Source organism: Tardiphaga robiniae (assembly GCF_013359755.1).
GTDB lineage: Bacteria > Pseudomonadota > Alphaproteobacteria > Rhizobiales > Xanthobacteraceae > Tardiphaga > Tardiphaga robiniae.
Genome location: NZ_JABMCJ010000072.1, coordinates 87,896 through 107,307, shown reverse-complemented (window position 1 = coordinate 107,307; position 19,412 = coordinate 87,896). Strand labels below are relative to the sequence as shown.

The following is a 19,412-nucleotide window of genomic DNA, read 5'->3' as shown; positions in this document are numbered from 1 at the left end:
GATCAGGCCACGACGACAGTCAACGCTTCGTCATTGGCCGCAAGAATATTGTCGGAAAGCGGCTGCGGCCATTGCACCACCAGACGGCCGAACAGATCGTTGAGCTCCTCCCGTTCAATGGCGTCGTAAAAACAGGGCGTCGTTGCGCGCGCGATGAAGCTGTGCAGCAGGTGCGCGGCGTCGTAGTCGTAGACGATATCGCCGGGAACGCTTCCCGGTTTGCGCAGCAGGAAGGTTCGCAGGCTGGTCAGGCGTGCCTGCCCGCCATTTGTTGCGGCAAAGGAGAGCACGGTTGCTTGATGTGCGATGCGCGGACCGTCCTGCATCCGGTCATACATCGGCAGCGCATTGGCGCTGATGACATCGGCGAGATCGCGAAAGTCGTTTGAGACGTCTTCGGAATGTAGGGTATTGCGGATCGCGATCGCACCGACGGGATCGAAGCCACGTGCTTGCAGAAGCTCGCCCAGTGTCACGACGCCGCGCTTCTCAGTCCGAAAGCCTGGGCATTGGTGTTCAACACATGCGATACCGTGCCGACCAGTTGCGCAGCAGCCTTGTCCTTGCTGAGGCCGGCTGTATCGACAATGGCGGATGCGCGGGCATAGAGCGGTTCGCGGCTCAGCAGGATCGTGCGCAATTCCTGCATGGCGGAGCGGTCATCCGCCATCGGGCGCAAGTCACCCTGGCGACGGACGCGCGCCATATGTTCTTCGGGCTTGGCCTTGAGCCAGATTGTGTAGAACGATGACAATACGCGATCGAAGGTCACGGGTTCAGAGACGATGCCGCCGCCAGTCGCAAGGACGATGGGCTCCTTGCGTGCCAGCAAGCCGTTCAGCGCGGCCTGTTCCATGCGGCGAAAGCCTTCCTGTCCATAGAGCGCGATAATCTCGGCGATCGATAGTCCGTTGTGCTGCTCGATCTCCTTATTGAGCTCGACGAAGCTCCAGCCGATCTTGTCCGCCAGCAATTTCCCGAGCGTCGATTTTCCGGCGCCGCGCAGCCCGATCAGGGCGATGCCGCTGAATGACATATAATTCTGGAACTGACCGTTCCCGCGTCCGGCGAGAACGTCCTTGGCCTGGGCGATCTGGTTCGGTGTCGCGTTGCGAACGAGGTCGCGAATGACCGGCCACTCCGTTGTCGGTTCGTCCGCCGGAATCAGATCTTCGAGATGGGCACCCATGGCGCCGGACACCCGGCGCAGCAGCACGATAGACACGTTGCCCTTGCCGCTTTCTAGTTGCGCGATGTAGCGCTCCGAAATTCCGGACACTTTCGCCAGCACCTTTCGCGACATGCCGCGCAGGCCGCGCATGGTGCGGACACGCTGGCCGAGCTGTTCAAGAAAGGCGGTTTCGGGATCGGCCTGGTCGGTCATGGGGCGTGTGTGCTCGTCGAGGATTTCAGGAAAGATAATTCCGGATGCGATTGACAGCAACCGGAGTTGGTGACTTTATATGAATTATAATTCAAAAAAAACGATAGGGAGAGCACCGTGAACAACGGTTGTGGAATCGCCCAAGGTGCAGACGCATCATGAGTGGGCCGTCCAGTTCTTACAATGCGGTGACCTGGCTTCTCGACCGCAACATCGATGAGGGCCGTGGCAGCAAGCTCGCCTTCACCGATACCGTGACCGAACTGACCTATGGCGACCTGCAGACAAAAAGCTGCCAGCTGGCCAATCTGCTGAAGCGGCTTGGCGTCCGGCGCGAAGAACGCGTCGCGATGATCATGCTCGACACCGTCGACTTTCCGGTGGTGTTCCTCGGCGCGATCCGGGCCGGCATCGTCCCGGTGCCGCTCAACACTCTGCTGACCTCGGACCAATATGCCTATGTGCTGGCCGATTGCCGGGCGCGCGTGTTGTTCATTTCCGCGGCGTTGTTGCCGGCGGTCGACGACATGCTCGGTCGTTTGCCGGATCTTGAGCATGTGATTGTGGTCGGTGGCGCTGGCAATGGCCGCAAGAGTCTGGCTGACGAAGTCAGGAATGAGAGCACAAGCTTCACCACGGTCGCGACCCATGCGGACGAACCTGCCTTCTGGTTGTACTCCTCCGGATCTACGGGCATGCCGAAAGGCGTTCGCCATCTGCACGCCAGCCTGGAAGCAACGGCGTCGACCTACGGCAAGCAGGTTCTCGGCATCCGCGAGGACGATGTCGGACTGTCTGCGGCCAAATTGTTCTTCGCCTACGGCCTCGGCAACGCCATGACATTTCCCATGTCGGTTGGCGCCACGACGGTGCTCAATCCGGAGCGACCCACGCCGGCCACCATGTTCGGCCTGATGCGGCGATATCAGCCGAGCATCTTTTTCGGGGTGCCGACATTGTTCGCGGCGATGTTGAACGATGAGGGTTTCAAAACGGAAGCTCGCCTCCCGCGCCTGCGCATTTGCACTTCGGCTGGTGAAGCGCTTCCGGAACCGGTGGGGAACGGCTGGAAGAGCCGCTTCGGCGTCGATATTCTCGATGGCGTCGGCTCAACCGAACTGCTGCATATCTTTCTGTCGAATGCTCCCGGCGATATCAAATACGGCACGTCCGGTCGGCCGGTACCGGGCTATCGTGTGCGGCTCGTCGATGATGCGGGCCTCGATATTGCCGATGGGGAAATTGGCGAGTTACTTGTCGATGCGCCGTCTGCCGGCGAGGGATACTGGAATCAGCGCAGCAAGAGTCGTCGCACCTTCGAGGGTCATTGGACGCGCACCGGTGACAAATATGTCCGCGATGCCGACGGGCGCTATACGTTCTGCGGACGTGTCGATGACATGTTCAAAGTGTCCGGCATCTGGGTGTCACCGTTCGAGGTCGAAAGCGCGCTGATCGCCCATCCCGCCGTATCCGAAGCGGCGGTTGTGCCGGAGGCCGACGCCGAGGGGCTGTTGAAGCCGAAGGCCTTCGTGGTGCTGAAGCCGAATGCCGTGGTCGAGGGCCTGCGCGAATCCTTGAAGGATCACGTCAAGCAACGGATAGGTCCGTGGAAATATCCACGCTGGATCGAGGTTGTCGATTCCCTTCCCAAAACAGCCACCGGCAAAATCCAGCGCTACAAATTGCGCGATGGAGCGACGGTCTGAAACCGAGAGATGGATGATGAGATGAGCGCATTGCAATCTGCGGGACGGCTGACCATCGGTGCGTCCGGACTCGAATACCGCATGATCGGTCCGCAACCGGATGCGGCGCCGACCATCGTGCTGCTGCATGAAGGGCTGGGCTCGGTCGCGCTGTGGGGCGACTTCCCGGACAAGCTTCAGGCAGCGACCGGGGCCGGCGTCTTCGTCTATTCGCGCGCTGGCTACGGTGCATCGACGCCGGTCGCGCTGCCGCGGCCGCTGGACTACATGCATGTCGAAGCACTCGAGGTGCTGCCGCATCTGCTCGATGCCATCGGCTTTCGCCGCGGCTTGCTGGTCGGTCATTCCGATGGCGGGTCCATCGCGACAATCTATGCCGGCGGCATTCAAGACCATCGCATCCGCGGCGTCTCGATGATCGCGCCGCATTTCGTCGTCGAGGATATTTCCGTCACGTCCATCGCCGATATCAAGAGGGCGTACGAACAGGACGACCTGAAAGCCAAGCTCGCGCGCTGGCATGATGACGTCGACAACGCGTTCTATGGCTGGAACGGCGCTTGGCTCGATCCGCAGTTCCGCGACTGGGATATTTCCGACTATCTCGCTTATGTGCGCGTGCCCGTGCAGATTTTGCAGGGAGCCGACGATCACTACGGCACCATGAAGCAGATCGAGATCGCCGAGGTCGAATGCTATTGCCCGGTGGACGTGGCCATCATTCCGGGGGCTGCACATTCACCACATCGCGAGGCCCCCGAGGTCACGCTGAATGCCGTGGCGGAATTCGCCAATCGCCTTCTGCGCTTTCACGGCGAGGGTGAATTGCGCGCCGCCTGAGCGGGCATGGTCATGGCCACGCTTCCTGATCGCGCGATGCCGCGCTGGCCCTATCGGCTCGACAAAGACACAGAGGCTGATCACGACACGCTTGTACAAGCCAAGGGATTGGTGCCGGAACGCTATGTCGGCTTCGTTCCGGCAGACGATCCGGCCCTGTGTTACGGGCTCGCGCTCAACGATGCCGGCTTCTTCTGGGAGGCTCACGAAATCCTCGAGGCTGTTTGGAAGGTTGCGCCGCAAAGAGGGCGCGACCGGATTCTGCTTCGCGCCTGTATTCAGGTTGCCAATGCCAATCTGAAACTCAGTCTGCAGCGGCCGCGCGCGGCACATCGATTGCTACAGGACGCACTGTCCGAACTCGATGAACTCGCCATGCGCCCGCCGGCGGGTATTGCCGGAAGCTTTTCCGAGCACTTTCCGGTCGCGATGCTGGCGTCTGCGCTCGCGCATCAACTGGCGGTCGACGAGGCCGAGCGGGGTCCGGTCAAGATCACCGGAACATGAAAGAAAATGCATAATTGTATCGGATTTGCCTAGACGTCCTCAGTATCATGAATTATTGTGCATATAACCAAGGCGCACGGCGCATAAATCAAGACTGTCAAAGGGTGGAGCATGGCCGCAGAGCAACGCGTTCTCTCGAACGGCGCCAAATTTATCGACTTCCAAACCGATCCGTCGCGCTACCGCCACTGGAAGCTCAGTGTTGATAACGACGTGGCGACGCTCACCATGGATGTCGATGAGAATGGGGGTCTGTTCGAGGGCTATCAGCTCAAACTGAACTCCTACGATCTTGGCGTCGATATCGAATTGGCGGATGCCGTGCAGCGGCTTCGCTTCGAATATCCCGAGGTCAAGGTCGTGCTGCTGCGCTCTGGGAAGAACCGTGTGTTCTGCGCTGGCGCCAATATCCGCATGCTGGCCGGCGCTACCCATGCTCACAAGGTCAACTTTTGCAAATTCACCAACGAGACTCGCAACGGCTTTGAAGACTCGAGCGAAAATTCCGGCCAGCGCTTCATTTCGGTAATCAACGGCACCGCTGCGGGTGGTGGCTATGAACTGGCGCTGGCCACCGATCACATTATCATGGCGGACGATGGTTCGGCGGCGGTGGCGCTGCCGGAAGTGCCGTTGCTGGCGGTGCTGCCGGGCACTGGCGGTCTGACGCGCGTCGTCGACAAGCGCAAGGTGCGCCGCGATCACGCAGATTACTTCTGCACGATCGAGGAAGGCATCAAAGGCAAGCGCGCAGTGGCGTGGCGGCTGGTCGATGACATCATTCCGAACAGCAAGCTTGAAGCCAAGGTCGCGGAGCGGGCCAAAGAGTTTCTGGCGACGTCGAAACGTAGTGGCGCCGGCGATGGTCTCAAGCTGGCACCGCTGAATCGCCGCTTCGATGACAGCGGTATTCGTTACGGTCTGGTCAATGTCGATATCAATCGCGCAGAGCGAATTGCTACCATCTCGATTAAAGCGCCTGACGCTGCGGCGCCGTCGGATGTCGAGGGCATGATGGCGCAGGGCGCTTCCTTCTGGCCGCTGCAGGTGGCGCGCGAGCTGGACGACGCCATTCTGCATCTGCGGATCAATGAACTCGAGACAGCCATGCTGGTGTTCAAGTCGCATGGCGAAGGCGCCAATGTGCTGGCTCATGACGCCTTCCTCGAAACGCACAAGGCGCATTGGCTGGTCAACGAGATCCGGCAATACTGGAAGCGGGTGTTGAAGCGCATCGATGTGACCTCGCGCACGCTGGTGACGCTGGTCGAGCCGGGCTCGTGCTTTGTCGGCACCTTGGCCGAACTCGTCTTCGCTGCGGACCGCTCCTACATGCTGGTCGGCCAAAAGCAGGGCGACAACCGCGCGCCGCCGGCCATCGTATTGAGCGCGATGAATTTCGGACCTTACCCGATGAGCCACGGGCTGACGCGGCTACAGTCGCGCTTCCAGGCCGATCCGGAAGATGTCACCCGCGCGAAAGCGAGGATCGGCGAGCCGCTCGATGCGGAAACCGCCGAGCAGCTCGGGCTCGTCACCTTCGCGCTCGATGACATCGACTGGGATGACGAGGTGCGTGTGTTCTTCGAAGAACGCTGCAGCTTCTCACCCGACAGCCTCACGGGCATGGAAGCCAATCTGCGATTTGTCGGGCCGGAGACGATGGAATCGAAAATCTTCTCGCGGCTGACGGTCTGGCAGAACTGGATCTTCCAGCGGCCCAATGCGGTCGGTGAGAACGGCGCGCTTGGACGTTACGGCACCGGCCAGAAGGCGCAGTTCGACATGACGCGCGTGTAAGCCTCCGCAACTAGAACAGCGCGGCCATGTGTCACTCTTTGGATAAATGCAAGTCGGTGGCTTGCCCAATTCGAACGATCAGAAATACAGCGGGAGATCCCAGTCATGAACATCATGAATGTCGACTACAGCACCAAGATTCCGAACAACGTGAATCTGGCCGAGGATCGTCAGGTGCTCAAGGCGCTGGAGGGATGGCATCCCGGCTATCTCGATTGGTGGAACGACATGGGGCCTGAAGGTTTTCAGGAATCCCTCGTCTATTTGCGCACCGCGATATCCGTCGATCCCAAAGGCTGGGCCAAGTTCGACTATGTGAAGATGCCTGAATATCGCTGGGGCGTGTTGCTGGCGCCGCAGGACACCGAGCGCAAGGTGAACTTCGGACGACATATGGGCGAACCCGCCTGGCAGGAAGTGCCCGGCGAATATCGCGCGATGCTCCGACGCCTCGTTGTCATTCAGGGTGACACTGAACCGGCCTCGGTGGAGCAGCAGCGTCATCTCGGTCAGACCGCGCCGTCGCTCTACGACTTGCGCAACCTGTTCCAGGTGAATGTGGAGGAGGGCCGCCATCTCTGGGCAATGGTCTATCTGCTGCAGAAATATTTCGGCCGTGACGGCCGCGAGGAGGCCGACGATCTTCTCCGCCGCCGCTCGGGCGATGCCGATGCGCCGCGCATGCTCGGTGCATTCAACGAGGCCACGCCGGATTGGCTGTCTTTCTTCATGTTCACCTTCTTCACCGACCGCGACGGCAAGATGCAGTTGGAGAGTCTCGCCCAATCCGGCTTCGATCCGCTGTCGCGCACCTGCCGCTTCATGCTGACGGAGGAAGCGCATCATATGTTCGTCGGCGAGACGGGCGTCGGCCGCGTGCTGCAGCGAACCTGCGAAGCGATGAAGGCGGCGGGGATCGAGGACCCCAACGCCATCGAGAAGATCCGCGCGCTCGGTGTGATCGACCTGCCGACCATGCAAAAGAAGATTAACCTGCACTATTCGCTGTCGCTCGATCTGTTCGGCTCTGAAGTCTCGACCAATGCCGCGAATTTCTACAATTCCGGACTGAAGGGCCGCTTCCAGGAGACCAAGATCGAGGACGATCACCAGCTCACCAACGACATCTATCAGGTCCTGAAATTCGTCGATGGCGAAATCAAGCTGGTCGACGAGCCGGCGCTGACCGCGCTCAACATGCGTCTACGCGACGATTACACCGCGGATTGTGCCAAGGGTGTTGAGCGCTGGAACAAGATCATCGAGAAAGCCGGCGTCAATTTCCGCTTCGATTTGCCTCACACCGCATTCCATCGCCAGATCGGTGAATTCCGCGATGTGAACGCTTCGCCGAAGGGCATCATCATGAGCGATGCCGCCTGGGCGAAAGCCAGGAACGACTATCTGCCGTCCGTTGACGACGGTGATTTCATCGCATCGCTGATGACGGCGGTCAGCGAGCCCGGCAAGTTCGCCAGCTGGATATCGGCGCCGAAGGTCGGCATCGATAACAAGCCGGGCGACTTCGAATACGTAAAGATTGCGGCCTGAAACGAGCGGATGCGGCGGAGGGATTTCCAGCTTCCCCCCGTCGCTGTCAGTCCTCGATGGCACGTGCGGGATTTGCCATGAACGCCCCTTTCAAACAGCATCTGATCGATCCGGAAATCTGCATCAGGTGCAACACCTGCGAAGAGAGCTGCCCGGTGGATGCGGTGACGCATGACGACAACAACTATGTCGTCAACGCAGAGATCTGCAATTATTGCATGGATTGCATCTCGCCATGTCCGACCGGCGCGATCGACAACTGGCATGTCGTCGCGGCGCCGTATTCGCTCGACGAGCAGTTCTCCTGGAGTGACTTGCCGGCGCAGGAGGAGATCGCGGACAATAGCGCTGGTGCGGGCGCCATCGAAGCACTCGAGGATGAAATCGGCGCGTTGCTCGAAGAAGCGCGTAAGGGACTGGGCGGCAAGCCCGTCGCGCCGCTGTCGTCGAGCAAGGCGTCGGTCAATCTTTATAACCGCGGCAAGCCCGCGCTGGCCACGGTGACCGGCAATTTCCGGCTCACCCACGCGACGGCCGACTCCGACGTGCGCCATATCATCCTGGATTTCGGCGAGCAGCCGTTTCCCATCCTCGAAGGCCAGAGCATCGGCATCGTCGTGCCGGGCCTGGGTGCGGATGGCAAGCCGCATCAGGTGCGGCTCTATTCGATTGCGAGTTCGCGCGATGGCGAGAAACCGAACACCAACAATCTCGCGCTGACCGTGAAACGTGAGGTCGGTGGGCTGTGCTCGAACTACCTGTGCGATCTGCCGCGTGGCGCAAAGGTCGAAGTCACTGGACCGTTCGGTGCCACCTTCCTGCTACCGAACGATCCTTCGGCGAATGTTCTCATGGTCTGCACTGGCACAGGCTCTGCGCCATTCCGCGGCTTCACGGAGCGCCGCCGGCGCGCGATGCCTGGCGCGCCCGGGCGGCTACTCCTGTTCTTCGGTGCGCGCCGGCCCGAGGAGTTGCCCTATTTCGGCCCGTTGCAAAAGGTCCCGGAGGAGTTGCTGGGCAAGCACTTCTGCTATTCGCGCGTGCCGGGCGAGCCACGAGTCTATGTGCAGGATCGTATCCGCAGCGAGGCTGCTGCGATCACGTCGCTGCTGCGCGACGCACAGACCCACGTCTATATCTGCGGGTTGAAAGGCATGGAAAGCGGCGTTGAAGAGGCGTTCGCGGATATTTGCCGCACCGCCTCGATGGATTGGTCGGATATGAAAGCGGCGATGCGCGGCGGTGGAAGATATCACGTCGAGACTTACTGATCGATGTTGAATCCGATCCGAGCCGGCAACGACCGTTTCGATTGAATAGCCCGAATAAGAACAAAGACGGGTACGTTATGGGGGAGAGAAGCGATGGTTCTGGACCGCGACAATGCGGCTGGCTCAGGCAGTCCATTTTTTCTGACGCCGTCGGTTGACGCAGAACAGCGATCCGACGGTACGATCCTTCTTCGATCTGACACAGGGCTGCGTCCCTATGCGCGTTGTGTCGGGGACTGGCTTGAACATTGGGCACAACAGGTGCCGGAGCGGATCTTTCTGGCGGAGCGGTCCAGTCCGGATTTGCCTTGGGTGACGCTGAGCTATGCCGAGACGCTTCGGCGCGTGCGCAGCGCCGCTAGCTGGATTCTTGCACAAGAGATGAGTGCGCAGCGGCCCCTCGCAGTGCTATCGGACAACGGCATCGAGCATGCCGTTCTGGCCCTGGCAGCGATGCATGTCGGTGTGCCCGTTGCTGCGATTTCCCCGGCCTATTCGCTGATGTCGAAGGATTTCGAAAAGCTGCGTGGCGCGATTCAGCTTCTTGATCCCGGTGCCATCTACGTCTCGAACCTGCATCAGTTCGGTCCGGCCCTCGCTGCGATAGGCCCGTTTCACACTGCCGCCGTCATCGGCGGCGGCGCGGCTGCCGGAGCGGGATACTCATACGCCGATGTGATCACGACGCCGGTGAGCGCAGCGATCTATCATGCCTTCGCAGCGGTCGATGCCGATACGATCGCCAAGTTCCTGTTCACGTCGGGATCGACCGGCGCGCCGAAGGCGGTCATCAATACCCAGCGCATGCTGACCTCGAGCCAGCAGGCCAAGGCGCAGACTTGGCCGTTTCTCGAAACTCAGCAGAGCGAACTCGTTCTTCTGGACTGGCTGCCATGGAGTCATACCTTCGGCGGAAATCACAATTTTAATATGGTGCTTCGCAACGGCGGAACGCTTTACATTGATAGCGGCAAGCCCGCACCCGGATTGTTCGCGACGTCGATCGCCAATCTGCGCAACGTCATGCCAACTGTCTATTTCAACGTGCCGCGTGGCTTCGACATGCTTATTGCAGCCCTGCGGAAGGAGGATGGGTTGCGAGAGCGATTCTTCGGCGAGGTGAAGTTCGTCTTCTATGCCGGTGCGGCTCTGCCGCAAAGCACATGGTCGGCGCTGGAGACACTTTCCATCGAAACAATCGGGCGTCCGTTGCCGATGGTCTCCGCCTGGGGATCGACGGAAACATCGCCGCTTGCGACCGATTGTCATTTTCAGGCGCCAAGATCAGGCAATATAGGCGTGCCTATTCCTGGTACGGAGCTAAAGCTCGTGCCATCTGACGGCAAGTTCGAGGTGCGGGTGCGCGGGCCCAATGTGACGCCGGGCTACTGGAAGGCGCCAGACCTCACCGCGAAAGCTTTTGATGCGGACGGCTTCTATCTGATCGGCGATGCCGTTGCATTTGCAGATCCGGCTCATCCCGAGCAGGGCTTGCTGTTCGACGGGCGCATCGCCGAGGATTTCAAGCTGACATCAGGCACATGGGTCAACGTCGGAACGCTGCGCGTGGCGGGAATCTCTGCATTGGCGCCGCTGGTTCAGGATATTGTCGTGGCCGGCCATGGCGGCGAGGATGTGCGCTTCCTTCTTGTTCCCAATCTGGCTGCCTGCCGCGCCGTGTCGGGCCTGCCGGATTCAGCGAGCATCGATGCCGTGCTTGGCTGCGAAAATGTGCGTTCGTCCATAGGGGAAGGGCTCGCAAGACTGAAGGCGGCAGGCGGAGGGTCTTCCACCTATGCAACTTGCGCGCTGTTGCTGGCAGAGCCGCTATCTGTCGACGGCGGCGAGATTACTGACAAGGGCTACGTCAATCAGCGCGCCGTTCTTGCGCGCCGCGTAGCCGACGTGGAAGATCTGAACAGAGGGTTCTCAGGCCGCTTGATAATCTGCGCGAGCATCGAGCAATACGCCCGTCATGCCTAGCCGGGATATCCAGAACTCGAACGATGCATCGGGACAATAAAATATCGCGTTGATGGTGAAGGCATAAGGTCGAGCGACCACACGCAAGACTCTGCCGATGCGATCAACTGTCACATGCCGTGTCATGTCGTCGTCACACACCAGCGCGGGCGCCGTGGTCAAATATGGCGCTCTTCCCCAGAGCACATGGACCGGCGCGAGGGCATTCGCGCGCTCCACGAGGTCGCCTTTCCCTCCAGGAGGCGACCTCGTTTGTTTCTGATGAACGGCTCATGCGAAGTGTTCGCGGAACATGTCCGATTCGCATGCGTGTTAAGTTGCACTGAGTTCTACTCCTGGTGCAGACCGAACTCCGGCATTCTTCTCACACAGTGAGATTTCACGCGACACACACGGCAACTCCCGGCGCTGCACGTCGTTGCATCATTCTGGTCTGTCAGGGCCGAGCGAAGAAACGTTGATGCGGCGGAATGAAAAATTTGAAATCCTATTCCGCCGATCGCTCGAACTATGAAGTTTCATCTCAAGCAAACAGAGTATGATCGCTGCGATCCGCAATCGGATTGCGCGGCACCGATGCTATCGTTCCCGTCAAATACATCGACTGGAGAAGCGAGCAATGGTGATGCGGACGATAGGTTTGATTGGTGGAATGAGCTGGGAAAGTACTGCTGTTTACTACCGCCGGCTGAATGAGCAAGTCCGCACGGAGCTCGGTGGGCTCCACTCCGCGGATATTCTGATGCGCTCTATCAACTTCGATGCGATTGTGAGCCTGCAGAAGCAAGGGCGTTGGGACGATGCCTGCCAGGTTCTTGCTGACATCGCCCGGGATCTGGAAGGAGGCGGTGCCGGTTGCATTCTGATCTGCACCAACACGATGCATAAGCTTGCCGACGAAGTGCAGCAGGCAGTGTCGATCCCGCTTCTTCATATTGCCGATGCGACTGGTGCTGCCGTGAAGGCTGCAGGGTTGCAGCGGCCGCTACTTCTGGCAACGCGCTACACGATGGAGCAGGACTTCTATGTGACGCGATTGCGCGAGGGGTTCGGGCTAGATCCCGTTATTCCCGCTGAGGCCGATCGTGTGTTCATTCACGACATCATCTTCGATGAACTATGCCAAGGTGTTGTTCGCGAGGATTCGCGCCGTCTCTATCTCGATGCGATTGCACGAGGAAAAGAGCACGGCGCTGACGGTGTAATTCTTGGTTGCACCGAGATATGTCTGCTGGTCGGCCCCGAGCACATCGATCTTCCCGTCTTTAATTCAACAATTCTGCACGCGGATGCGGCGCTGGCTTTTTCAATGTCGAAAGAAGAGCCGCGACCACGTGCTGCATGACATCGGCGTGATTGATCTTTGGATTGGCATCGATCTTGCTCGTCTCTCTAACCTGGAAGGCAATGAGGCTTTCGTATGAGTGATATGCGTACTGCGCAACGTAAGATCTCGCCGGTCCTCGACCACGTCGTCATCAACGTGATGGGCCAGCTTGATGAGGCTGCTGCGCAATATACTCGCCTCGGCTTTCAGTTGACGGAGCGCGGTCACCATACGCTCGGCTCCAGTAATAACCTGGCGATCTTCGGCACGAACTATCTCGAACTTCTCGGCTATCTGCCGGGGCGTGAAACGATGCGTGCAGATCTCTGGACACATCCGCCAGGATTGAGCGGTCTGGTTTTCAAGTCCGTCGATGCCGATCTAGTTTATGCGACACTGAAGGACAACGCTGTTCCCGTCATGGAGCCAATGAGCTTCGCGCGGCCGGTCGAATTGCCGGGCGGCGCCCAAGACGCGCGTTTCAAGGTCATCCGCGTGGCGGGCGACGAAGTGCAGAACGGCCGCACGTTCTTCTGCCACCATGATACGCCGGAACTGGTGTGGCGCCCCGAATGGCAGACGCATGCCAATGGCGCTACTGAAATCGTCGAATTTGTCATCGCCTCGCAGCAACCGGCGCGAACTGCAGCGCTCTATGAACGCATGTTCGGCGCACCGCTCCTGACGCCGACGGATGGCGGCTTTTCGTTCAGCGCCGGTGCCGCGACGATCTTCATACTCGATCCTGCAGCCGTGGCCGATCGCTACGTCGGGGCTGCGCTGGTCAGCCCGGATGGTACGGACCGCATGGTCGCGCTGGTATTCAAGGTTGCGTCGCTCGACACGCCGCGCGCCGTATTCGATGCGGCCGACGTTTCCTTCAAGCCCTATGCTGACGGCATCATCGTGTCGCATGCCGACGGAGCCAATGTCGCTCTGGGGTTCACGGTGTGATGGTAGCGCTCCCCAATGATTTCACCCGGAGTTTTGCGCTCGATTATGACGGTGCGCGCGTGAAATTCCGCAACGCTGCGGATGATATCGGAGCTGCGCTGAGCACCTACATCCATCCGGCGCTGAAGGGGCCAAACGGTCAGGATCTGTGCATCGACGTGGCGCGGCTCGGCGATCCGCGCGCGGCGTCGCAACTGGTAATCCTCAGCGGCACCCACGGCCTCGAAGGCCTCAGCGGTTCGGCGGCGCAGATCGGTTGGATGCAGAGCAATTTTGCGCGCGCCCTTTCGCGCGGCGTGTCGGTTCTCTTTGTTCACGCGATCAACCCCTATGGCTTTGCCTGGGGTACGCGGACCACCGAGAACAATGTTGATCTCAATCGCAACTTCATCGATTTCGCCGCTCCCCGTCCGGCCAATCCGGGTTATGCGAAGCTTTATCCGCACCTGCTTCCGGAGGACTGGACGCCGGCAGCCCTGCAGATCTACGCCGACGCCGTGGAAGCCTTCAAGGACGCGCATGGGGATGACGGTCTGTTCGACACGCTGGCGCGCGGGCAGTACGATTTTCCGGATGGTTCCAACTATGGCGGCTCCGGGCGCGAGTGGTCCAATCTGACTCTGGAGACCATCGTCGCCGATCATCTCGGCGCGGCCGAGCGTGTCGGATTCATCGATTGGCATACTGGCATCGGTGATTTCGCCGAGTCCTTCTTCCTGTGCTTCAACCCTGAAGGTGGCGCGCTTCATGCGGAAGCCGTGCGCTGGTGGGGGCGTGACCGCATCGTCGGTCAAAAGCCCAACAATTTTGCGCGGCCCAATTATCAGGGACTCGTGTTTCACGGCATGACTAGGTTCCTTGGCGCGCGACCGATGGTCGGCGCTGTGATCGAATTTGGCACGCGTGGTACCAAGGTCCGCCGCGCCCTGCAGCTCGATCTCTGGCTGAAGTTCAAGGCCGAGAAAGACAGCGAGCGCGTTCGCATGCTGCGCGCAGACCTGCACGATTGCTTCGTGCCGGTGTCGTCGCACTGGCGCGAAGAAACCACCGAACAAGCCATTTCCATCACTCAACAGGCGGTGGAGGGACTGGCAAGCTGGTCCCTCTCCGTCGCAGCCTGAACCAACGGAGCGAGATAGATCATGCGAGCAGTTGTCCTTTACGAACACGGCGATAACGATAAGCTGCAATTCACAGCGGATTATCCGACGCCGAAGGCCGGCGAGGGCGACGTTGTCATCCGCGTGCGGGCATCGTCGATCAACTATCACGACGTTTTCACCCGCCGCGGTATGCCCGGCATCAAGGTGCCGCTGCCTGTCATCATTGGCCTCGACGTGGTCGGCGAGATTTCGGAAGTCGGCGCCGGCGTCACCGGCTGGAACATCGGTGATCGCGTGCTGATCGATCCGGTCAACCGCGTCGAAGGCGGCCTGATGGGCGAGACCCAGGACGGCGGCCTCGCCGAATTCTGCCGCGCCAAGGCGCATCAGCTCGTCAAGATTCCGGAAGGCGTCAGCTTTGAGCAGGCCGCCGCGCTGCCGGTCGCCTATGGCACCGCAATTCGCATGATGAACACGATCGGACAGATCAAGGCCGGCGAGAAGGTTCTGATTCTCGGCGCCAGCGGCGGCGTTGGCGTGTGTTGCGTGCAGCTCGCCAAGCTGGCCGGCGCTTATGTGATCGCCTGTGCTGGCAGCGAGGAGAAGGGCAAGCGGCTCACGGAGCTCGGTGCGGACGAGATCATCCTCTACACGCAGTCCGACTTCATGAAGACGATCTATGAGCACCACGGAAAGCCGCATCGCCGGCGCTTCGTCGAAGGCGGCGGTGTCGATGTGGTCGTCAACTTCACCGGCGGCGACACCTGGGTCAAATCGCTGCGCTGCCTCAAGCTTGGCGGCCGCATCCTGACCTGCGGCGCGACCGCTGGCTATTCACCCACGGAAGATCTTCGTTTCATCTGGACCTTCGAGCTGGAGATCAAAGGCTCCAACGGCTGGGAACGTGACGATATCACAAAGCTGTTCGATCTCGTAGCAGCCAAGAAGCTGCAGGTACTGATCGACAAGACCTATCCGCTGGAAGAAGCGAAGGAAGCGGTGCGCGTCATTGAGGACCGTGCGGTATTCGGCAAAGTCGTGGTGACGCCGTGAGCAAGCCTGACGTCAAGACTCTGACGGCTGCCGAGATTCAGCAAATGCTGGACGTGTCGCCGTTCAATCTGTTCCTCGGCCTTGAGGTGATTAAGGCCGATCCGGCAACGCAGGAAGTGACGATGCGCTCGCCGATGCGGCCGGAATTCGAACGCCGACCGGGCTCCAAGCAATGGCATGGCGGCGTCATTGCCTCGGTCATCGACACCGTCGGCGATTTCGCCGTCGGCATGATGGTCGGGCGCGGCCTTCCGACCGTGAACTTCCGGGTCGACTACCTGAAGCCGGCTGTCGATACCGCGTTGGTCGCCGTGTCGCGGGTGCGCCGTGCCGGCAAGAGCGTCGGTGTCGCTGATGTCGATGTGTTTGACGAAAAGGGGGCGCTGCTCGCCATCGGCCGCGGCACCTATTCGACGCTTGAAGCAAAATAATAGCAGGACCGGGCGGCGCACGATGGCGGACCGGTTCCTGTCTGCAACAAAGGAAGAACCATGAGCGGTTTTAGCAGACGTGATTTTTTGATGACGACAGCCGGTGCTGCTTTGGCCTCCGGCTTTGCCGGTTCTTCCAAGGCGGCAACCGGGGCCCCGAAGCGCGGCGGCACGCTGGTCGGCACATGGGGCGGATTTGAGCCGCAATCGCTGTTCGTTCCAGCGGGGGGCGGCTCCAGTCCGTATTTCACGTCGACCAAGGTGTTCGAGCGGCTGATCCGCCTGACCGCCGACCTCAAATTCGAGCCGGTGCTGGCTCTCGGGATCGAACCGGCAGAGGATTTCCGCAGCTACACGATCAAGCTACGTCCGAACGTCACCTGGCATGACGGCAAGCCACTGACCTCGGACGATCTGGTCTTTAATGCGATCCAATACTGGAAGCCGATCTCCGCTGGCGTCACCCTCGATGCGCTGCAGACTGCAGAGGCCGTGGATCCGCTGACCGTGGTGCTGAAATTCAAAGTGCCGGTGCCAGAGTTCTTCCTCAAGTCCGTGCTGGCCGGCAAAGCCGGTCTCGTCATTCCCAAGCATATCTATGACGGGTCGAACATCATTACCAATCCGATCAACAACACGCCGATCGGCACCGGTCCTTTCAAGGTCAAGGAGTGGGTGCGCGGCAGCCATGTCGAATATGCCCGCAATGACACCTATTGGAATGCTGGCAAGCCCTATCTCGACAAGCTGGTGATCCGCTGGTGGCGAGATCCGGCGTCGCGGTCGGCTGCGTTCGAGGCTGGCCAGCTTGATATAGGCACATTCAATCCGATTCCTGCGCCGGACATCGCGCGCCTGACGGCCACCAAGAAGTTCGTTGCCGAGACCAAGGGTTATTCGAATTCGGCGTGGATCACGAGTGTCGAGTTCAACCAGCGTCGCGAGATCTTCAAGAAGCGCGAGGTGCGTCAGGCCCTGCTTCATGCGATCGACCGCAGCTTCATCGCGGATACGGTTTTCTTCGGTCGCGCGCGTCCCTCGCTTGGTGCTCTCCACTTCTCGAATTCGATCTTCTTCACCAAGGACGTTCAGGATTATCCGTTCGACGTTAAAAAGGCGGCCGCGTTGCTCGATGCTGCCGGCTATCCGGTGAAGGCCGGTTCGCGCTTCAAGATGAGCCTGGTATCGGCCGGGTGGTTCGAGGAAAACGTCAAGATCGGTCAGTACCTGAAGCAGGCTTTCGAGGACGTCGACATCACCGTCGATCTGGCGATCCCCGATCGCGCGACCTCGCTGAAACGCATCTACACCGACTATGACTATGACGTCGCGGTGTCGAACAATTCAGCCAGCATCGAGCCGATCCCGCAGACAACGCAATACTACACCACCGACGGTATCGTGAAGGGGGCGGCCTTCCGCAACGCCACGGGCTATTCCAATCCGAAGATGGACGAAACCGTCAGCAAGATGGCGATCGAGACCGATGAGAAGAAGCGCGTATCGCTGGTGCACGAGTTCGACAAGCTCGCAGCGAGCGACGCGCCGGTCCTTCCGATGGTCGACCTTGAACCCGTGACGATCGCTCGTTCTGATGTCCGCGATCATTCGCTGACGGCGGACTTTATGGGCGAAAGCTGGGCCGAGGTCTGGCTGGACCGCTGAGAGCGGAGGCAAACGTGCGTCGCATCATCATCCGCAGGCTCGTGCAAATCATTCCGCTGATCTTCGCGGTCATTGTGATGAATTTTGTTCTGATCCATCTGGCGCCGGGGAGTCTGTTCGACGTCATGACGTCCGAACAGCAGATCACCGACCCGAAGATGCTGGATCAGCTGCGTCACACCTACGGCGTCGATCAGCCGGTGTCGGTGCAGCTTGCCAAATATATCTGGTCGGTGATGCGGCTCGATCTCGGCTATTCGTACCGGCAGAACGCGCCGGTGTTTGATGTGATCATGCAGCAGCTTCCGGCGACCTTGATCCTGATGCTGGCGGCAATCGGAATTGCTTTGCTCGTTGGCGTCACGGCCGGCGTGCTGGCGTCGATCAAGGTCAACACAATCTGGGATAATCTGATCTCGCTCGGTGCGGTATTCTTCTTCGCTGCACCGAGTTTCTGGCTTGGCATCATGATGACGGTGATGTTCGCGGTGAAGCTCGGCTGGTTTCCGGTCGGCGGCATGCGCACCATCGGCGTCGACGAAAGTGCCTTCGGTGCGGTGCTGGATGTGATGCATCATCTCGTCCTTCCCGCAACGGCACTAGGACTGTTCTACGCTGCGACCTTCGCGCGCGTGATGCGGGCCTCAATGTTGGAGGTGGCCCGGCTGGATTTCGTGCGGACGGCGCGTGCCAAAGGCTTGTCGGGCGGTCGTGTGGTGCTGGCACATGTGATGCGCAACGCGATGTTGCCGATTGTCACGCTGCTCGGATTGCAGCTCGGCACCATGCTTGGCGGCAGCGTCGTCATTGAGGCCGTCTTTAGTTGGCCCGGCATCGGCAGCCTGCTGTTCGACAGTGTAATGAGCCGCAATTTCCCAATGGTCCTTGGCGTGCTCGTCCTCGGTTCGCTGCTGGTCGCTGTCTGCAACGCGACCGTCGATCTGCTGTATCTGCGGCTCGATCCCCGGATCAAGGCGAGGTAGGTCATGCTGACTTTGTTCTTCGACTTCGCCCGTCGCTTCGCCCGCAACCGCGCGGCGCTCGTCGGTCTGTTTCTCGTTCTGGTCGTCGTCGGTGTTGCTATTGCCGCGCCATGGTGGTTCCCACGTAACCCGCTTCGTATTGTCGGGCGGCCGGAGATCTGGCCCTTCATGTCGCCGCGTTATCCGCTCGGCACGGATTCTCTGGGCCGTGACATTGCAGCGATGATTGCCCACGGCGCCCGCACCACGCTTCTGATCGGCCTCTGCGCCAGTCTCACCGCAACCATCATCGGCATCACCGTCGGCGCCACTGCGGCTTATGTCGGCGGCTGGGTCGACGAGCTATTGATGCGCCTGACCGAATTGTTCCAGACCATTCCGAACTTGATCTTCGTGCTGACGATCGTATCGATCCTCGGACAGAAGATCGAATATGTCACCATCGCCGTGGGTGTGGTGACCTGGACGCCGATCGCGCGGCTGACGCGTGCAGAGTTCATGTCGCTGCGCGACCGCGAATTCGTGCAGGCCTGCCGGGCCATGGGGATGGGCAGTCTGTGGATCATGTTCGGCGAGATCCTGCCGAATGCGTTGCCGCCGGTGATCGTGCTGTCGTCGCTGGTCGTTGCGGGCGCCGTTCTGTTCGAGTCCGCTGTAGCATTCCTCGGGCTCGGCGATCCCAATGTCACCAGTTGGGGACAGCTGATCGGGGACGGCCGGACGCTCATTCGCTCGTCCTGGTACATCTGCGCAGTGCCGGGTCTTGCGATCATGCTCACTGTGCTGGCGCTCAACCTTGTAGGCGACGGCCTCAACGATGCGCTTAACCCCAAGCTGCGGGATCGCTGAGA

At 60.1% G+C, this 19,412-nt stretch carries 17 protein-coding genes; 15 read left to right on the top strand and 2 right to left on the bottom strand.

Annotation, left to right across the window (positions count from 1 at the left end):
* Positions 1 to 2: 2 nt before the first annotated feature.
* Together HP556_RS06220 and HP556_RS06215 are read right to left on the bottom strand one after the other, a co-directional pair.
* Entirely contained in the window at positions 3 to 476 is a 474-nt protein-coding gene (locus tag HP556_RS06220) for a hypothetical protein (protein WP_338117539.1), read from the bottom strand.
* Complete coding sequence (locus HP556_RS06215) at positions 473 to 1,384, bottom strand: helix-turn-helix transcriptional regulator (RefSeq protein WP_175366306.1); 912 nt, start codon at positions 1,382 to 1,384, stop codon at positions 473 to 475. The genes HP556_RS06220 and HP556_RS06215 overlap by 4 nt, the downstream gene beginning before the upstream one ends.
* Before the next feature lie 158 nt (positions 1,385 to 1,542).
* On the opposite strand from HP556_RS06215, the gene HP556_RS06210 reads away from it, so the two are divergent.
* The 15 genes from HP556_RS06210 to HP556_RS06140 all read left to right on the top strand — a co-directional run bounded on the left by HP556_RS06210 (position 1,543) and on the right by HP556_RS06140 (position 19,410).
* On the top strand, positions 1,543 to 3,093 hold the full coding sequence (locus tag HP556_RS06210) for a benzoate-CoA ligase family protein (RefSeq protein ID WP_175366305.1): 1,551 nt from the start codon (positions 1,543 to 1,545) through the stop codon (positions 3,091 to 3,093).
* Positions 3,094 to 3,114: 21 nt separating this feature from the next.
* Positions 3,115 to 3,933, top strand: coding sequence for an alpha/beta fold hydrolase (locus HP556_RS06205; protein ID WP_175366304.1), 819 nt, complete (start codon positions 3,115 to 3,117; stop codon positions 3,931 to 3,933).
* 12 nt (positions 3,934 to 3,945) lie between these two features.
* Positions 3,946 to 4,440 (top strand): DUF309 domain-containing protein, encoded by a 495-nt coding sequence (locus tag HP556_RS06200; protein WP_246297439.1) that lies wholly within the window; start codon positions 3,946 to 3,948, stop codon positions 4,438 to 4,440.
* 111 nt (positions 4,441 to 4,551) lie between these two features.
* Positions 4,552 to 6,240: a 2,3-epoxybenzoyl-CoA dihydrolase gene (gene boxC / locus HP556_RS06195; RefSeq protein ID WP_175366302.1), complete on the top strand. Its 1,689-nt coding sequence runs from the start codon at positions 4,552 to 4,554 to the stop codon at positions 6,238 to 6,240.
* 105 nt (positions 6,241 to 6,345) lie between these two features.
* A complete protein-coding gene (boxB, locus tag HP556_RS06190) occupies positions 6,346 to 7,791 on the top strand; it encodes a benzoyl-CoA 2,3-epoxidase subunit BoxB (protein ID WP_120286981.1) in 1,446 nt (481 codons plus the stop codon).
* A gap of 77 nt (positions 7,792 to 7,868) precedes the next feature.
* Positions 7,869 to 9,062, top strand: a complete 1,194-nt coding sequence (gene boxA / locus HP556_RS06185; RefSeq protein WP_175366301.1) for a benzoyl-CoA 2,3-epoxidase subunit BoxA — start codon at positions 7,869 to 7,871, stop codon at positions 9,060 to 9,062.
* Between the two features lie 93 nt (positions 9,063 to 9,155).
* Positions 9,156 to 11,045, top strand: coding sequence for a feruloyl-CoA synthase (locus HP556_RS06180; RefSeq protein ID WP_175366300.1), 1,890 nt, complete (start codon positions 9,156 to 9,158; stop codon positions 11,043 to 11,045).
* A 625-nt stretch (positions 11,046 to 11,670) separates the two neighbouring features.
* Complete coding sequence (locus HP556_RS06175) at positions 11,671 to 12,390, top strand: aspartate/glutamate racemase family protein (RefSeq protein ID WP_175366370.1); 720 nt, start codon at positions 11,671 to 11,673, stop codon at positions 12,388 to 12,390.
* A gap of 75 nt (positions 12,391 to 12,465) precedes the next feature.
* The gene (locus HP556_RS06170; protein WP_175366299.1) at positions 12,466 to 13,326 is read left to right on the top strand and encodes a VOC family protein; all 861 of its coding nucleotides are present in this window, start codon (positions 12,466 to 12,468) and stop codon (positions 13,324 to 13,326) included.
* The gene (locus HP556_RS06165; protein WP_175366369.1) at positions 13,326 to 14,447 is read left to right on the top strand and encodes a M14 family metallopeptidase; all 1,122 of its coding nucleotides are present in this window, start codon (positions 13,326 to 13,328) and stop codon (positions 14,445 to 14,447) included. Before HP556_RS06170 ends, HP556_RS06165 begins: the two co-directional genes overlap by 1 nt.
* Before the next feature lie 21 nt (positions 14,448 to 14,468).
* On the top strand, positions 14,469 to 15,482 hold the full coding sequence (locus HP556_RS06160) for a quinone oxidoreductase family protein (protein WP_175366298.1): 1,014 nt from the start codon (positions 14,469 to 14,471) through the stop codon (positions 15,480 to 15,482).
* Entirely contained in the window at positions 15,479 to 15,913 is a 435-nt protein-coding gene (locus HP556_RS06155) for a PaaI family thioesterase (RefSeq protein WP_338117538.1), read from the top strand. Before HP556_RS06160 ends, HP556_RS06155 begins: the two co-directional genes overlap by 4 nt.
* A 90-nt stretch (positions 15,914 to 16,003) precedes the next feature.
* Positions 16,004 to 17,578, top strand: a complete 1,575-nt coding sequence (locus HP556_RS06150; protein WP_246297437.1) for an ABC transporter substrate-binding protein — start codon at positions 16,004 to 16,006, stop codon at positions 17,576 to 17,578.
* A 14-nt stretch (positions 17,579 to 17,592) separates the two neighbouring features.
* The gene (locus HP556_RS06145) at positions 17,593 to 18,561 is read left to right on the top strand and encodes an ABC transporter permease (RefSeq protein ID WP_089266084.1); all 969 of its coding nucleotides are present in this window, start codon (positions 17,593 to 17,595) and stop codon (positions 18,559 to 18,561) included.
* 3 nt (positions 18,562 to 18,564) lie between these two features.
* Positions 18,565 to 19,410: an ABC transporter permease gene (locus HP556_RS06140; protein ID WP_175366296.1), complete on the top strand. Its 846-nt coding sequence runs from the start codon at positions 18,565 to 18,567 to the stop codon at positions 19,408 to 19,410.
* The last annotated feature ends 2 nt before the right edge of the window (positions 19,411 to 19,412 follow it).

Bases quoted from the DNA above. Each gene is read 5' to 3' on its own strand.
- HP556_RS06170 (WP_175366299.1), top strand. From the start codon at position 12,466: ATGAGTGATATGCGTACTGCGCAACGTAAGATCTCGCCGGTCCTCGAC.
- HP556_RS06215 (WP_175366306.1), bottom strand. From the start codon at position 1,384: ATGACCGACCAGGCCGATCCCGAAACCGCCTTTCTTGAACAGCTCGGC.
- boxA (WP_175366301.1), top strand. From the start codon at position 7,869: ATGAACGCCCCTTTCAAACAGCATCTGATCGATCCGGAAATCTGCATC.
- HP556_RS06160 (WP_175366298.1), top strand. From the start codon at position 14,469: ATGCGAGCAGTTGTCCTTTACGAACACGGCGATAACGATAAGCTGCAA.
- boxC (WP_175366302.1), top strand. From the start codon at position 4,552: ATGGCCGCAGAGCAACGCGTTCTCTCGAACGGCGCCAAATTTATCGAC.
- HP556_RS06200 (WP_246297439.1), top strand. From the start codon at position 3,946: ATGGCCACGCTTCCTGATCGCGCGATGCCGCGCTGGCCCTATCGGCTC.
- HP556_RS06205 (WP_175366304.1), top strand. From the start codon at position 3,115: ATGAGCGCATTGCAATCTGCGGGACGGCTGACCATCGGTGCGTCCGGA.
- HP556_RS06180 (WP_175366300.1), top strand. From the start codon at position 9,156: ATGGTTCTGGACCGCGACAATGCGGCTGGCTCAGGCAGTCCATTTTTT.
- HP556_RS06210 (WP_175366305.1), top strand. From the start codon at position 1,543: ATGAGTGGGCCGTCCAGTTCTTACAATGCGGTGACCTGGCTTCTCGAC.
- boxB (WP_120286981.1), top strand. From the start codon at position 6,346: ATGAACATCATGAATGTCGACTACAGCACCAAGATTCCGAACAACGTG.
- HP556_RS06140 (WP_175366296.1), top strand. From the start codon at position 18,565: ATGCTGACTTTGTTCTTCGACTTCGCCCGTCGCTTCGCCCGCAACCGC.
- HP556_RS06150 (WP_246297437.1), top strand. From the start codon at position 16,004: ATGACGACAGCCGGTGCTGCTTTGGCCTCCGGCTTTGCCGGTTCTTCC.
- HP556_RS06165 (WP_175366369.1), top strand. From the start codon at position 13,326: ATGGTAGCGCTCCCCAATGATTTCACCCGGAGTTTTGCGCTCGATTAT.
- HP556_RS06175 (WP_175366370.1), top strand. From the start codon at position 11,671: ATGCGGACGATAGGTTTGATTGGTGGAATGAGCTGGGAAAGTACTGCT.